The sequence below is a fragment of the uncultured Hymenobacter sp. genome, from assembly GCF_964242765.1.
Classification (GTDB): domain Bacteria; phylum Bacteroidota; class Bacteroidia; order Cytophagales; family Hymenobacteraceae; genus Hymenobacter.
The window spans coordinates 62971-76613 of record NZ_CAXTBM010000018.1 but is presented as its reverse complement, the minus strand read 5'-3'; the positions used below and the strand labels follow the sequence as shown (position 1 = coordinate 76613).

The 13643-nt window shown below is 55.4% G+C and carries 12 protein-coding genes; 4 read left to right on the top strand and 8 right to left on the bottom strand.

Annotation, left to right across the window (positions count from 1 at the left end; all coding sequences use genetic code 11):
* Window positions 1-69: 69 nt before the first annotated feature.
* On the top strand, window positions 70-450 hold the full coding sequence (locus ACFE7X_RS09920; protein WP_375435522.1) for a rhodanese-like domain-containing protein: 381 nt from the start codon (window positions 70-72) through the stop codon (window positions 448-450).
* Window positions 451-792: 342 nt separating this feature from the next.
* On the opposite strand, the gene ACFE7X_RS09915 is transcribed toward ACFE7X_RS09920, so the two are convergent.
* Window positions 793-2235, bottom strand: a complete 1443-nt coding sequence (locus ACFE7X_RS09915; protein WP_375435521.1) for a glycoside hydrolase family 2 TIM barrel-domain containing protein — start codon at window positions 2233-2235, stop codon at window positions 793-795.
* A gap of 360 nt (window positions 2236-2595) precedes the next feature.
* On the opposite strand from ACFE7X_RS09915, the gene ACFE7X_RS09910 reads away from it, so the two are divergent.
* Complete coding sequence (locus ACFE7X_RS09910) at window positions 2596-4923, top strand: glycosyltransferase (protein ID WP_375435520.1); 2328 nt, start codon at window positions 2596-2598, stop codon at window positions 4921-4923.
* 64 nt (window positions 4924-4987) lie between these two features.
* Here the strand turns inward: ACFE7X_RS09910 and ACFE7X_RS09905 are convergent, their stop codons facing one another.
* Window positions 4988-5902 carry a polysaccharide deacetylase family protein gene (locus ACFE7X_RS09905; protein WP_375435519.1) on the bottom strand — a complete coding sequence of 305 codons (915 nt, stop codon included), beginning with the start codon at window positions 5900-5902 and terminating at the stop codon, window positions 4988-4990.
* Window positions 5903-6025: 123 nt separating this feature from the next.
* Here ACFE7X_RS09905 and dapA point away from each other — a divergent pair, with 123 nt between their 5' ends.
* Window positions 6026-6892, top strand: a complete 867-nt coding sequence (dapA, locus tag ACFE7X_RS09900; protein ID WP_375435518.1) for a 4-hydroxy-tetrahydrodipicolinate synthase — start codon at window positions 6026-6028, stop codon at window positions 6890-6892.
* A gap of 96 nt (window positions 6893-6988) precedes the next feature.
* Here dapA and ACFE7X_RS09895 read toward each other — a convergent pair whose 3' ends face one another.
* From ACFE7X_RS09895 to ACFE7X_RS09875, 5 genes are all read right to left on the bottom strand, one after another.
* On the bottom strand, window positions 6989-7429 hold the full coding sequence (locus ACFE7X_RS09895; protein WP_375435517.1) for a hypothetical protein: 441 nt from the start codon (window positions 7427-7429) through the stop codon (window positions 6989-6991).
* A 3-nt stretch (window positions 7430-7432) separates the two neighbouring features.
* Window positions 7433-8167 (bottom strand): (Fe-S)-binding protein, encoded by a 735-nt coding sequence (locus ACFE7X_RS09890; protein WP_375435516.1) that lies wholly within the window; start codon window positions 8165-8167, stop codon window positions 7433-7435.
* Between the two features lie 73 nt (window positions 8168-8240).
* On the bottom strand, window positions 8241-9092 hold the full coding sequence (locus ACFE7X_RS09885; protein ID WP_375435515.1) for a hydroxymethylglutaryl-CoA lyase: 852 nt from the start codon (window positions 9090-9092) through the stop codon (window positions 8241-8243).
* Window positions 9093-9165: 73 nt separating this feature from the next.
* Entirely contained in the window at window positions 9166-10143 is a 978-nt protein-coding gene (locus ACFE7X_RS09880) for a hypothetical protein (protein WP_375435514.1), read from the bottom strand.
* Window positions 10144-10266: 123 nt separating this feature from the next.
* Window positions 10267-10884 (bottom strand): helix-turn-helix domain-containing protein, encoded by a 618-nt coding sequence (locus ACFE7X_RS09875; protein ID WP_375435513.1) that lies wholly within the window; start codon window positions 10882-10884, stop codon window positions 10267-10269.
* A 304-nt stretch (window positions 10885-11188) separates the two neighbouring features.
* Here ACFE7X_RS09875 and ACFE7X_RS09870 point away from each other — a divergent pair, with 304 nt between their 5' ends.
* Window positions 11189-12529, top strand: a complete 1341-nt coding sequence (locus ACFE7X_RS09870) for a peptidoglycan DD-metalloendopeptidase family protein (RefSeq protein WP_375435512.1) — start codon at window positions 11189-11191, stop codon at window positions 12527-12529.
* 251 nt (window positions 12530-12780) lie between these two features.
* Here ACFE7X_RS09870 and ACFE7X_RS09865 read toward each other — a convergent pair whose 3' ends face one another.
* Window positions 12781-13344, bottom strand: coding sequence for a hypothetical protein (locus tag ACFE7X_RS09865; protein ID WP_375435511.1), 564 nt, complete (start codon window positions 13342-13344; stop codon window positions 12781-12783).
* Window positions 13345-13643: the final 299 nt, after the last annotated feature.

Sequence of the window (13643 nt, the reverse complement as noted above, 5' to 3'; positions counted from 1 at the left end):
CAAGCCTGGCCTCGGCGCAGTTTTTCTTCACGCCGCTTTTCCTTTCCTTTTCTCGTTTCGTTCTGCGCCATGTCCCGCTTCCTGTTGCTGGCTTTCCTGGGTATATTCCGTCTGACGCCTTCGGCACTCGCTCAAACGGCAACACCGTTTGCGCTGCCGGCAGCGGTAGCCAACATGCTGAAGCAACCCCGCACGGTTCTGCTTGACGTGCGCACGCCCGACGAATTTGCTGCTGGCCATCTGAAAGGGGCGCAAAACCTAAACTTCCGGGCCCCCGACTTCCGCGAGCAAGTAGCCAAGCTCGACACAGCGCAAACGTACGTTCTGTACTGCGCTTCCGGCAACCGCAGCGGTCAAACTAGGAAGCTTATGGAAGAAGTGGGCTTCAAAAAGGTTGTTAATGCCGGCGGTTTCAAAGACTTGAGAGCAGCTGGCTTGGAGTCTGAATAACAACCATGGTCGGTTTAGTTTTCCACCCCTAGTCTACCTTTTAGCTAAAGGGCCGGGGCAGACTTAGCAAACGTCGGCTCGGCTCTAGTCACTCTTGGTTAAGGTTGCATAGCATTTTGGGCGCTACTCCTGCTCGTGGTGTTAATGGGCAATTGGGATCTGCGAAATTCAGCGCTACTAGCGTCTCTGTATTGCTATAGCAAGTGCCCGACTTGTGCCGTATAAGGCGGACGAATAGTGTGGGTTAATAGAAGAGCTTTTAGCGAATTTCGCTTCTTTTTTTAAAATATAACTATCTGATTTACAAACGAATATCGTTCATGATCAAACTCGTGCTTTAGATCAGTTCAATAACCTAGCGGCCCTGACAGATAGTTTGAGTAGGAAGGGTATCAATGGTTGACTTTCGTCTTGTTGAATAGATTTTTGCACGTAAAAAGGAAAGTTAGCCGTAGAAGCTCCGCCCTGCCCATCAGTGACAGTAACGTAGAGGCGGTAGGCTCCGGGGGTAGTTGGAGTGCGGACGAGGGTTCTAAATTGATTGGGGTTTAGCACTGCACCGGGAAGTGGCTCATCGCGCACTTGCAGAATCTTCCGGTCTTCACGCCAGCGCGATTCAGGCCGTACTTCCCATGCAATGCGCAAGCTATCATGCTCCTGATCTTGGGCCGTGACATAAGCCGGATATATCTGGCCGGGGCGCAAGTGCAAACTCTCACTGGCCAAGCGCTGATCGAACCGAATATCACTCACCTGAGGAGCACGATTGGCAGGCCAAGCGCCGCGCCATAAGTACTGCATCTGGTCAACGAGTTCGGTACGCTCACCGGTAGGCGTAAATAAGCTAAACCAAGTAGGAGTTGCCTCCTGTCGGTTGCCCCAATAAAAGACGTAGGAGCCCAAGCATTGGCCGCGCTGTTTTTCAATTCCAGTGCGGTAATAGTTGGCCACCGCTACTGCTTTCTGCGCGCTTCGTGGCTCCAGCGCTGCTCCCCAACTGGTTTGTAGTGACTCCCAGTAACCCTGGGCACCAAATTCAGTGATAATATAGGGCTGCTGCCAATTGATCTTTTGCAGATAACTTCCGAGTTCTTCTAAGCGACCATAGCTATTAAAAGCTATGAAGTCTAGCTCATGACCCCGGTTTCCCATCCATTTCAGTACTGTTGGATCGATGAATGTAGATAGCACCGGGTGGTTTGGGTCCACCTCGTGGATCATTCTCGCCGCATCATCAATGGCATCAAACACCTCCGGATTGCCGGAACCCTGCTCCACCTCATTGCCAACATCCCAGGCAAGTAAAGCTGGGTGGTTACGATAACGCAATACCTGCTGGCGTAATGCCTGAAGTTGTTTTTTTACGGCTTTCCTATCATAGTAATCAAAACCATCCCGTTCGGGCACCAGCCACAAACCAAGTAACACCGTTAGGCCGTGCGCTTGCGCCGAGTCGAGCAGCGGTTGGGCATAATCAGTAGTCCAGAGGCGCACAGAATTGCCGCCGGCTGCTTTCAACAAAGCAAACTGTTCGAGTCCACCAGCACCTTGAATGAAATAAGGTTCTCCGCCACGCTGCAATTCGTATCCGGTGCCTTTGCGGACCACCCGCACTGGCACAACCTCACTGACTGACGCACCGTTGGGAGCCTGACTTTGCTGCTCAGGCACATGCGTTTTTCTTGTCTGCTCGGTACATGCAACAGCCAAGCTAACAAGGAAAAGAACAAGAAGAGGGAAACTTGTCCTTTTCGATAACCTGCATGCTTCGAACAATTGCAGCATGAATTCTTGTTGGTACTTTTGACTAATATTTCGACGTACGAACCGAACTCAAGCTCGGACGTGCGCCACGAATTTATAATTTAGCATATAAATAATACTAATATATTCCTTTAATTATAAGTTGTAAAATTTAATATTATTAATTATTCCCTGTTTTTTCATACGTAGTTTATTTATTACACCAGTACAAAGAGCTATGTCCTAACATAAGTTGGTGAGATAGTAGGATTGCAATTTGTTAAATGCGCTCAAATGAACAAGGCTCTAAATATAGGGAGTGAAGAGGCATTTAAAAGGAATAGTACAAAACTCGCTTCCGTTCTAACTGTCAATTATAAAGTTGCACCTGGTGTGAAGCAGATGCGGCTGTTAGTGGCCGTGGGCTGCGTGCTGCTACTGCAATTCATTTGGTGGTTTGCCGACGCCGACCACATCGGCAATCCGCTGCTGTTTTGGCTGCTGACGGTTTCGCTTGGCTTTAAATTCCTACGCACTCTGCACGAGTGGTACCACTACATAAATGTACGTGAGCCGGTAACTCCTGTCTGGCAACCGGGCTACGCTCCTACCATCGACGTATTAACAACCGCCTGCCCCGGCGAACCCTACGATATGATCGTGCGCACGTTGCAGGCCATGCAGGCTATCCGCTACCCGCACACCAGCTACCTCTGCGACGAAGGTGACGATCCGTACCTGCGCCGCATCTGCCAAGAGCTTGGGGTAGTACACGTTACGCGTCAGAACAGGATACACGCCAAGGCTGGCAACATCAACAATGCGCTGCGCCAAGCCACCGGCGAGTTGTGTGTGGTGCTCGACCCCGACCACGTACCCGCCCCCAACTTCCTCGACCAGGTGGCACCTTATTTCCAGGATACGCGCGTGGGCTTTGTGCAAGTGGTGCAGGCCTATGGCAACCAGCACGAGAGCTTGGTAGCGCGCGGCGCGGCCGAGCAGACGTACTATTTCTACGGGCCGCTGCTTATGGGTATGAATGCCTATAACACGAGCCAGGCTATTGGGGCCAACTGCACTTTTCGGCGAGCTGCTCTCGACTCGATAGGGGGGCACGCGACTGGCCTTACCGAGGATATGCACACGGCCATGCGCCTGCACGCGCAAGGCTGGCAGTCGGTGTACTTGCCTAAAGTGCTGACCCGGGGACTGGTGCCAACTTCGCTTGGGGCCTTTTACTCGCAACAATTGAAGTGGTCACGGGGGGCTTTCGACTTGCTGTTTCGGGTGTATCCTCGCTTGTTTTTTCACTTCAGCTGGCGCCAGCGGCTGCACTATCTGTTTTTGCCCCTCTATTTTCTTTCGGGGGTAATCACCCTTATTGATATAGCGGTGCCCACGCTGGCGCTCGTAACCACAAGTTTTCCTTGGCGGGTAGGAATGGGCGAATTTGCTTTGCACATCTTACCCTTCAGCGCGCTCGTGCTCCTGATCCGACTTTGTGCGCAGCGCTGGCTGCGCGAGTCTCATGAGACAGGGCTTCACTTAGCCGGGGGAATTTTGCGGATAGGCTCGTGGTGGGTGTATACGCTAGGCTGGCTTTACGCACTACTTGGCATCAAGGTGCCCTACATTCCAACGCCCAAGGAAGGACGTCCAGCTACCGAATGGCTTATCAGTCTGCCTAACATAGTAGCGGCTTTACTGCTGATTGCCGCCGCAAAATATGGCCGGGGGCTTTCCTTAACTCCAGCCACCCAATTTATGTCGGTGCTGGTGCTCTTCAATGCCGCCATTCTGCTGACGGCGGTAGTCATGGCTCAGCACCGAATTCTCGAAGTAATGTTGCGCACGGTTGCTGCCGTGCGGCCCCTCCGGTGGCTGGTATCCGCCATTGACCGGTGGCGCGGTCCGATTGGCCGGCAATTAGTGCAAGGCTTACGACCAGCAGCCGGGCGTTTTGCCGTCGGGCTGCTGGGCACTTATTGTCTGATTTTGGTGCTGCAATACAGCTATAAAACCTACTACGCCTCCTTAGAGCAACAATGGTGGCCCACGCAACCAGACGCGGCCTTGCACTTAGGACAAGTAGTGACATTATCTGCCCCTAATAGCCCTTCCTCCACCAACCCCACGGCCCTGCTAGCCCTAGATGTGCCGGCCAGCAACACAGCAGCGCAACTACAGGCGCTGAAAACGACGCTGGCAGCACGGCGCGGGGCCACCCTGCTCAACTGGGCGTTGAAGCCGGGCAAACAAGGAAATTTGCAACAGCTAGCGCAACTACAGCTCGATGAGCTTACGCTGCCCGTGCTTCTACGGCCCCTGCTGCCGGCTACCTCGCCAACCCAATATCAGCACAACTGGCAACAGATAGTGCGCAAGGTGCGCACATTGGGCGGACGGCGTGTGATATGGGTGTGGACCCCACCGCAGGGTGATTCGCTGAAGGCTTACTTTCCGGGCGTCAACTATGTGGATTGGGTTGCCGTGGATGGACGCAGCGTCCTCTCTGATCCGGTCGAGTGGTACAATCCAATCCGTGCTCAACTGGCCCCTGCCATAGAGCTACACTCCAAGCCAGTGCTCTTACTGATGGCCTCCGCCGAAAGAACAAAGGTGGTTCCGCAACAGTTGAGCGAAAGTTTTCCCGAAGTGAAAGCCGTAATCTTTGACCGGGCAGCGCCCAATGTACCTCTAACCAAACACGTCAGCTTTTCAACACAGTAGAGTTCCTACCCACAAGGAGCACCGACCCGATAATCGGTGTTCCTTGTGGGTAGCAATAGGACCATTAAAAACTATTCACCAAACTGTTGTGCAGGGTACGGGGACTCCAGTAGCCGCTGGCAATAAGGCGGCGAATGGTGTAGAGCGGATCTTGTGGGTCACGCTTTTCGGAAAGCACGAAGGCGGCCACCATGCCGCGCTGCTTGAGCTGCGGAATAGCCTCCGGATTCCAGAGGCCGAAGGGGAAAGCAAAGTACTTGATGTTTTTGCCGGTAATTTCCTCCAGGGTTTTAGTGGGCTTTTCTATTTGCGTTACCCAATCTTCACCCTGATATTTTTTCACGTTGTGGTGGTCCCAGGTATGAGACCCGATGACGTTGCCCTCGTCGGAAAGCTGCTTCACTTGTGCCTTGCTCATGTAGCGCGGCCGGCCCAGGCTTACGGTCATCACAAAATATACTGCCTTGAAACCGTGCTTTTCCAGCTCCGGCCGGGCCACCGTAAACTGGTCGAGGTCGGTGTCGTCGAAGGTCAGCATAATGGGCTTGGCGGGCAGTGGGGCACCAGTAGCCAGGTACGCGTAAAGCTGGTCGGGCAGGATGGTGTGGTAGCCGCTATCGGCCAACATCTGGATCTGCTTCTTGAACTGCTCGACCGGCACAATGTAGTCTTTAGCCCCCTTCGAGTCGCGCGGGCGCCAATCCCGGATTTGGTGGTAGCACAGAATGGGTACCTGCGGACGGGCCGTAATGGTAGCTGCATCCGCAATCCGGCTGGCGGGAATACTAGCCGGGTCGGGCGCCGACGGCCCCGAAGCTGCTATTTCTGGTGTGGCAATTGTGTTGGTGGCACTGGCGGTAACCTCGGTAGCGGTACCAACTTCGGTCGTCAGGATTGACTTTGAATCGTTGCAGGAAGAAAGGGCAAAGGCGATAGCACCAACGGCAGCAGCAACTAATGAGGAGTAAGAAAGCTTCATGAAAGATAAAAAGGTGACCGGACCGCAAGCAAATGCTTTATTTTCGCGCAACGAAGTTGAAAGAAGTCTTTTTGACTGATTCTAGTCTTCTTGCATCCTACAAAGCAACAGTTAATTCCCCGCATGGACAAATTCCGAGGCACGGGTGTCGCCCTCGTCACTCCCTTTTCTCCCTCCACCCACACCGTCGACTACTCTGCGCTGCGCCGCTTGCTCGACTTCGTCCTGGACGGTGGAGTTGAATACCTGGTTGTTAACGGTACTACCGCTGAATCTCCAACCATCACCCACGAAGAGAAAGCCGAGATTCTGCGCGCGGTAAAAGAACACGTAGCCGGCCGTGTACCACTCGTCTATGGCATTGGGGGCAACGACACGGCTGGTACCGAAGCTACTATTCGCAACACCGACCTGTCGGGGGTTGCGGCGTTGCTTTCGGCTAGCCCTTACTACAACAAACCTTCCCAAGCCGGCATCATTGCGCACTACGAGCGCCTCGCCGACGCTTCACCGGTACCCATTATTCTGTATAACGTGCCGGGGCGTACGGCTTCCAACCTCACTGCTGCCACCACGCTCCGCCTGGCCCAGCACCCCAACATCATTGGCGTAAAAGAAGCGAGCGGCAGCTTAGAACAGTGCCAGCAAATAGCCGCTCACAAACCCGACGACTTCCTGCTCATTTCCGGCGACGACATGATGACGACCTCGCTCATCAGCTTTGGGGCCGTTGGCGTGATATCCGTCCTGGCCAATGCCTTTCCCCGCCCCTTCACCGACATGGTACGCCACGCGCTGGCCGGCGAGTATGCGCAAGCCAGTAAGCTGCTCTTCAAGTTCGTTGATTTAAACCCGCTGATGTATGAGGAAAGCAACCCGGTGGGTGTGAAGGCCGCTTTAGAAGCGCTAGGCGTGTGCTCCGGTGCCGTGCGCCTGCCCCTATTAGCGGCCTCCGAGAGCCTGCGCGAGCGAGTGACGCAGTTGCTATAGGCGCTTGTAACCTCTGTCATAAATCACAAGGACCTGCCTTCATGAGAGGGCAGGTCCTTGTGGTTTATGACAGAAGCTCGCGCCGATTTATAGCGTTTAAGTAGCCTGAGGGTTACTAGATGTGGTTCGTAGGTTGCCCTCCAATAAGCTACTGAATAGTTGGCCAACTTCAAGGAATACGACGGTAGCAACGGCATCTGTCCAGATTACACCGGGCGCTTTATATGTATGATGATTGAGGACTTCGGCGGGTATGAACTCTCCATGGGAGGCAAGCAAATGATTGGTTTGGACTCCTAATTTCAACAGAGTTGCTATCCGCCCTTGATCGGTAGCAATATCATCTAAGGACAAGTCGATGCAGCCCATAAATCCGGCCGTGGCCTGAACCTGCCAATCCAGTCGAACCTGCTGCAACCAGCCTTCCAAGTTTTCCTCGCGGTCAAGCACCTGAAGGAAATACGAAAGCCAGGTTTCCAATACACTGTCGTCGCACCAAAAACCGAAGCTTTTAAAGTCAACCAAGCTCGTGGCCATCCCTTACCAGCCACTCGCCAGCACGTCGGCTACGTGCAGGGTTTTGATTGGCTTTTTCTCGCGGCGAATGTAGGCATCAAGGTGCATCAGGCAGCTGGTGTCGGTGCTGATGATGTACTCGGCGCCGGTAGCCAGGGCGTGCTCTACTTTCTGCTCGGCCATTGCCACGGAAATAGCTTCAAATTTCACGGCGAAAGTGCCCCCGAAGCCGCAGCAGGTTTCATTTTCGGCCATTTCGAGGCGCTCAAGGCCAGCAATGGCATCTAGCAACTGGCGAGGCGCTATCTTGATACCGCACTCGCGCAGGGCAGAACAGGAGTCGTGGTAGGTGTAGCGGCCTTGGAGGCGAGCCTGCGGAATGGCTGTCACGCCGAGCACATCCACCAGAAACTCAGTTAGCTCGAAAATGCGGCGCTGGGTGGCGTGGTAGCGGCCCTGCTCGGGGCTGCCATCAAACAACTCGGCGTAGGAATTGCGCACCATTCCCACGCAAGAAGCCGAAGGGCTGACGATGTACCGGTCGGGCTCGTTGGGGAAGTCGTCGAGGAATTTGCAGGCCACTTCGCGGCTTTCTTTTTTATAACCGGCATTGTAAGCGGGTTGTCCGCAGCAGGTTTGGTTGCTATTGTAGTGCACTTGGCAGCCAACGGATTCCAGCACTTTCACCATGTTCATGGCGGTTTCCGGAAAAAGCTGATCTACGAAACAAGGAATAAATATATCGACGGCGGTAGGCATGATGATGGAGCGTTAAAGCAGGGCACTTACCCTAATAGAGATGTTGGAAAAAGCGAAGAAACTGGCAGTAATACTAATGCGCTGCAAATATTGCTTGATTTAACTCTTTCGCCTCACCTAGTGCCACTTCGTTTAAGGGCAATTTCTCTCCAACTTCGGTTGTGAAATCAATTAGGTGCTCGGTGGGCATGTTGCCGGTGAGTTGGTCGGTGGCCATGGGGCAGCCGCCGTACCCCCCAAGGGCACCATCGAACCGGCGGCAGCCGGCACCGTAGGCAGCCTGCACCTTCTCGCGCCAGCTACCAGGGGTGGTGTGCAGATGCGCCCCGAATTCAATACGAGGGAAAGCTGCCGTCAATTCCTGAAAGGGGGGCGCAATAGTTTCCGGCACCGAAGCCCCGATAGTATCAGACAAAGCGACGATGCGCACGCCTAGCGCGTCGAGCTTCTGGGTGAACTCGCCTAAGATTTCCGGGCTCCAAGGGTCGCCGTAGGGGTTGCCGAATCCCATGCTCAAGTACACCACCTGCTCCTGCCCGGTACGGGTGCATAGCTCCTGCATCCGGGCTACCTCGTCGAGGGCTTGGGCGATGCTCTTGTTGGTGTTGCGCAACTGGAAGGTTTCCGATACCGACAGCGGAAACCCGATATAACGGATTTGAGGATATTGGGCGGCTGTTTCGGCGCCGCGCACATTGGCCACAATGGCCAGCAGCTTGGTCGTGGTAGCACTCAGGTCCAGGCCATCGAGCACCGCGGCGGTATCGGCAAGCTGAGGAATAGCCTTGGGTGAAACAAAGCTGCCGAAGTCGAGCGTATCGAAACCTACGCGCAGCAGCGTGTTGAGATAAGTGATTTTATGGGTTGTGGGAATGAAAGTGGGCCAGCCCTGCATGGCGTCGCGCGGGCAGTCGATAAGTTTCATGGAGAGGCGGGGAAAGCAGCGTAGATCCGTAAAGGTAGAACCCCGCACGACAAACCTGCCCCGGTTCCCTCGCTTAGTTCTGCACCACTCCAAAGCGCCCTCTGGGGGCGTCCATGATTACGGTGTGCTCCACAAACGGCTCGTTGCCGAGCATGCCGCCCATCCCCGAAAAGCGCATTAGCAACGTCTCACGCCAGCTCATTCCCTCGATATAGGTAACGGTGCGCAGTGGCAGCACCAAGGATCCTACCTGCATGGCAGCCGCGGTAGGCACGGTATGCGCCGTCAGGGTTTTGCCCCACGAGTTTACGGGCACCGTATGCGCAAGGGCCGCCGGACGGGCCATATCGTGCCAGGTAGCTTGGTTGGTGAGCAGGGCAAAGGCGCTACTGCCCGAGTCGAAGAGCAGTTGCTTTGGCTTGCCTTGCAGCCCTACATCCAACAGCACTCGGCGACTATCGAAGCGCATGGGCACGTAGGCTGCCCGGCGCGCGAGGCTGTCGGGAACGGAAGAATACAAACTGAAGCGCCGACGGGCATAGTCAACGACCAGGGCCTGATCAGCCAGCACATCCGACCCTAGCGTGCCAATGACGAGGGGAGCGGTACTATCGGCGGGTAGCTGGGTTGCGCCGCGGTGCATCACCCGTATGGTGCGAACCTGTACTTGGCCCTGACCGATAGCGAACCTGAAATTGCGCACTGAATCGGCGTGGGGAAGAAGCGCGTTGTGAGTGGCCGGGTAACGGGCCCGGAGCGCCGCCAGTGGGTTGTCGTACAGTATCGAGTAAGGTGCTCCCGTATCGAATTGAAGGTAGCACGTCCGGGGGCAACCAGGCAGCGTCACGGGTACGAGCAGCGCCGCATGCGGCATGGCCCGACCAGCCGTGGTATCAGCGTCCCACAGGAAAGAGCAAGTGGCAGGTAGTTGCGTAAGGGTAAGCTGATTGACCGGCGGCTCGAACTTCTTACGCACGTAAAAGTAGCCGCCGATAGCACTACCTACCAGCAAAACCAGCACGGCAAGCAGAACTTTGAAGAGGGGTTTCACGAGAAATGGGGTTAGGATGAACTATGAAACCAAAACTAGGGTCTCACCCAACCCGGCCGTGCGTCATATTACCGCCGTTTTGCCGCCACTTCGCTCTACTAGTTGATTATCAGCCTGTTGCTTCTAGAGCCAGACACGATAAATGTTGAGATGCCCCTGGCGCAACCGCAGGGCATAGTACCCAACGGTTAGCACGTTGAGCGAATAAGTTAGGATAAACACGCCCAGAAAAACTCCTGGTAGCACGAGGTGGTAGCGTGCCGCCACTAGTTGGCCCAGCAGCACCAGCATGTAAGCGAAGAAGCAGCCAACCTGCCACAGTATCTGAAAGCCCAGCACCCGCCGGCCTATTTCGGCCGCATATTCCGTGTCGTGGCGACGCGCACGCCAGAGCAGCAGCGGCACCACTATATTGAGAAAAGGGAACAGCAAAAAGCTTAGCGCACTCAGATTGAGTAGCTGCAAAAACTGCGGGTCTGACCGCAGCACTAGCGCCCCAGCCGAGGCCTTCGTCACGGCTCCGGGCGCTAGCTCGTGCCTTGCTTCCGGCTCGTTTTGCAACACTTCGAGGGGTACTTCCAGCGCCACGGCCAGCGCTAGTACGGTATGGCCGCGCGGGGTGGTGTCACCTTGCTCCACTCGCTGTATGGTGCGCAAGCTCACCCCCGACCGCTCAGCCAACAACTCCTGTGAAAAACCTTTGCTTTTGCGAGCGGCAACAATACGGTCAGCAGAAAACATACAGATGTGTAGAGGCAGTACAAATTCCGTCAATAATACCTTTCTGCGGCCATATACTCTCGCTGTGTACTTGCTGGCGTTGATCTGTAAGCTCAATCGAGTTGGTTGTTGTTCCGACATTCCGCGCCTCCAGCGGCGAGAGGAATGTCGGAAGGACAACTGGCCCGATTAGATAGGCTTCAGAGCATCTGCTTTAGCGAATCAGCGGTGTATAACCGCACAAACTACTTACTCCATCTGCCCCCTGCCACAGAGATGCGAACTACCCTGCCCAGTTATGGGTTTGAAGGGAAATCAATAACGCATGTTCTTTCGCCTCCGCACTCCGCTATACTTCGCTTTCTTTCTGCTGCTTACTGCCTGTAGCCAGCAACAAACCTTACAGGGCATCTTTCAGAAATCGACACCCCACGAAACGTATGCCCGCCGCCTGCGCCAAGCCAAACTCGATCAGACGGCCTTGGGCCGCGACTGGCTGGCGGCGGCGGCCACCGCGCTGCGCGACTCGTTGGTTGTGACGCTGCCTTTCCAAGAAACCGGCTACTTCTCGGCCGAGCGTGCTACGGCTGCCTCTTACCGCTACCAAGTGCGCGAGGGGGAAACCGTCCGTATCAGTTTGAGTTTGGGCGCTGGCACCGACGCCCGGGTGTTTCTGGATGCTTTCGAGTTGGACCCCGACCGGGCTGAACCGCGCCCATTAGCTTCCGCCGACACCACGGCCCTATCGTTCAGCTACGTAGCCGCCGACGACCGCCAGCACTTGTTGCGCGTGCAGCCGGAATTGCTGCGCACAGGGCAATTCACCCTGCGGATTCAGCGGGCCCCGAGCCTAGGCTTTCCGGTGCACGGCAAGAACGACGTGGCCGTGGGCAGCTTTTGGGGGGTCGACCGTGACGGAGGTGCCCGTCGGCACGAAGGCATCGACATCTTCGCCAAACGCGGCACCCCGGCCGTAGCGGCGGCGGCGGGCTACATCACCCGCGTGAACGAAACCCCGCGGGGCGGTAAGGTGGTCTGGCTGGCCGACACCGAACACAGCCAACACATATACTACGCCCACCTCGACCAGCAACTTGTGCAGCCAGGCCAGCAAGTACGCGTAGGCGACACGTTGGGCCTTATCGGCAATACCGGTAATGCCCGCACTACCCCGCCGCACCTGCACTTCGGCATCTACCGGGGTGGCCGGGGCGCTGTCGATCCATTTCCGTTTGTACGTCGCGCCGATGCGCTGCCACTAGCCCCGCAGACCGCGCCCGAGCGGCTAGGCCAGTGGGTGCGGGTGCGCGACAAGCAGGCTACCCTGCACCGCGGCCCCTTGGCCAAGGCGACAACGGTAGCGGGCGTTTCGCGCAATACGCCCCTCTTGGTTGTCGGCAGCCAAGCCGACTGGTACCGGGTGCAGCGCCCGGACGGGCAGCTCGGCTACATTTCGGCGAAGGCCGTGGTAGCGGCTGAGGCACCTTTGCGGCGCACGGCCCTGCCCGTAGCTACCGACCTGTACGCACACCCACAAACCGGCGCCGCCACCCTCGACTCGTTGCCTGCGCGCAGCTTGGTAGCCGTGTTAGGCGAGTTCCAGGGCTTTCGGTTGGTGCGTAGCGCTACAGGTACCATCGGCTGGCTCGCCGGGCTCGATTCCTAACCGTTGCGGTTGGCTTCACCAATCATTCATGTAGCGGCATCTACCTTTCACGCGGTGATTGGAATTTTCGCGGCGCAGTTTTCCTGGTGGAGCTGCGCCGCGTTCTTTTAGCTGGTTGGTAGTAAGTAGCTCTTGTGTAGCTCCTGCGCTTAAACCAAACAGCCCCTGGCAAATACCAGGGGCTGTTTGGTTGGTACTGGTTGTTGCTTTAAAGCCCAATAGGCTACACGCTGCTTTATTCTGACCTTGAATTATTCCGCTACGATAACCGCTTTGCGCAGCTTCTTGGCATAAGCCAGGCGCCGCTCTTTGCCACCAGCCGCGGTGTAGTCGAAGCCTACGGCTTTGGTATCTTCCCGAACGGCCTGCCAGGCTTGCGCATCCACGTCGGAGGGCGCGCGCAGAGAGCGCGGCACTGCGGGCTGGGTAAACCGATCTTCCTTGAAGAAAGCATTCATGCTTTGAAGGATAGCAATTTCTTTGTCGCGGGCCGTGACAACGGTAGGATCAGAAGCGATGCGCTTGTCTAGCAAGGCCGTAGCAGGCATCAACTCTTTACGCAACGTATCGCCGGTGCTACTTAAAATGATGAAGCGGGCTTGCGCATTCAAAATCTTGGTGCCCCGCAACTGCAACACAAAGCTGTCTTTGGCCTTGGGATTAGAGAAATAGTGCGCCGCGTTTACCGTCCGCAACACCGTGCGTTCAGTGACACGGCCGCGGGCCCCTTCCGGGAGAGGCGTAAAAGGTTTGTCAGCGCTACGGGCGTTGCCTGCCTCTTTGTCGGTGGTAATACAAGAAGAGACCTGTAGCAAAAGCCCTAAACAGGTGGCGACCAGTAGTTTTTTTGTCATTATTACACGAAAATTTTTCATTGGAACAAGTCGGCAAAGTGCAAAGTTGCCCGTCAGCCGGGAGACGCTCGAAAACCGATGTCACTAAATTTAAATCAAAGCTACGGCTAACCCTTCATCTACCAAAAACTGCGCATAATTAAATAGTATGAGTTGTTTAACGGCTTTCATTATTTCCCGTAGGCCACTTAATATTAAGCTTGTATTGCGAGCAATATACGATTACAACTCAAGCCAAGATTTGAAAAATACCAATTTTA

What these genes read in the sequence shown, in the direction of transcription:
- ACFE7X_RS09920 (WP_375435522.1), top strand. Translation starts at nt 70, where the DNA reads ATGTCCCGCTTCCTGTTGCTGGCTTTCCTGGGTATATTCCGTCTGACG.
- ACFE7X_RS09915 (WP_375435521.1), bottom strand. Translation starts at nt 2,235, where the DNA reads ATGCTGCAATTGTTCGAAGCATGCAGGTTATCGAAAAGGACAAGTTTC.
- ACFE7X_RS09910 (WP_375435520.1), top strand. Translation starts at nt 2,596, where the DNA reads ATGCGGCTGTTAGTGGCCGTGGGCTGCGTGCTGCTACTGCAATTCATT.
- ACFE7X_RS09905 (WP_375435519.1), bottom strand. Translation starts at nt 5,902, where the DNA reads ATGAAGCTTTCTTACTCCTCATTAGTTGCTGCTGCCGTTGGTGCTATC.
- dapA (WP_375435518.1), top strand. Translation starts at nt 6,026, where the DNA reads ATGGACAAATTCCGAGGCACGGGTGTCGCCCTCGTCACTCCCTTTTCT.
- ACFE7X_RS09895 (WP_375435517.1), bottom strand. Translation starts at nt 7,429, where the DNA reads ATGGCCACGAGCTTGGTTGACTTTAAAAGCTTCGGTTTTTGGTGCGAC.
- ACFE7X_RS09890 (WP_375435516.1), bottom strand. Translation starts at nt 8,167, where the DNA reads ATGCCTACCGCCGTCGATATATTTATTCCTTGTTTCGTAGATCAGCTT.
- ACFE7X_RS09885 (WP_375435515.1), bottom strand. Translation starts at nt 9,092, where the DNA reads ATGAAACTTATCGACTGCCCGCGCGACGCCATGCAGGGCTGGCCCACT.
- ACFE7X_RS09875 (WP_375435513.1), bottom strand. Translation starts at nt 10,884, where the DNA reads ATGTTTTCTGCTGACCGTATTGTTGCCGCTCGCAAAAGCAAAGGTTTT.
- ACFE7X_RS09870 (WP_375435512.1), top strand. Translation starts at nt 11,189, where the DNA reads ATGTTCTTTCGCCTCCGCACTCCGCTATACTTCGCTTTCTTTCTGCTG.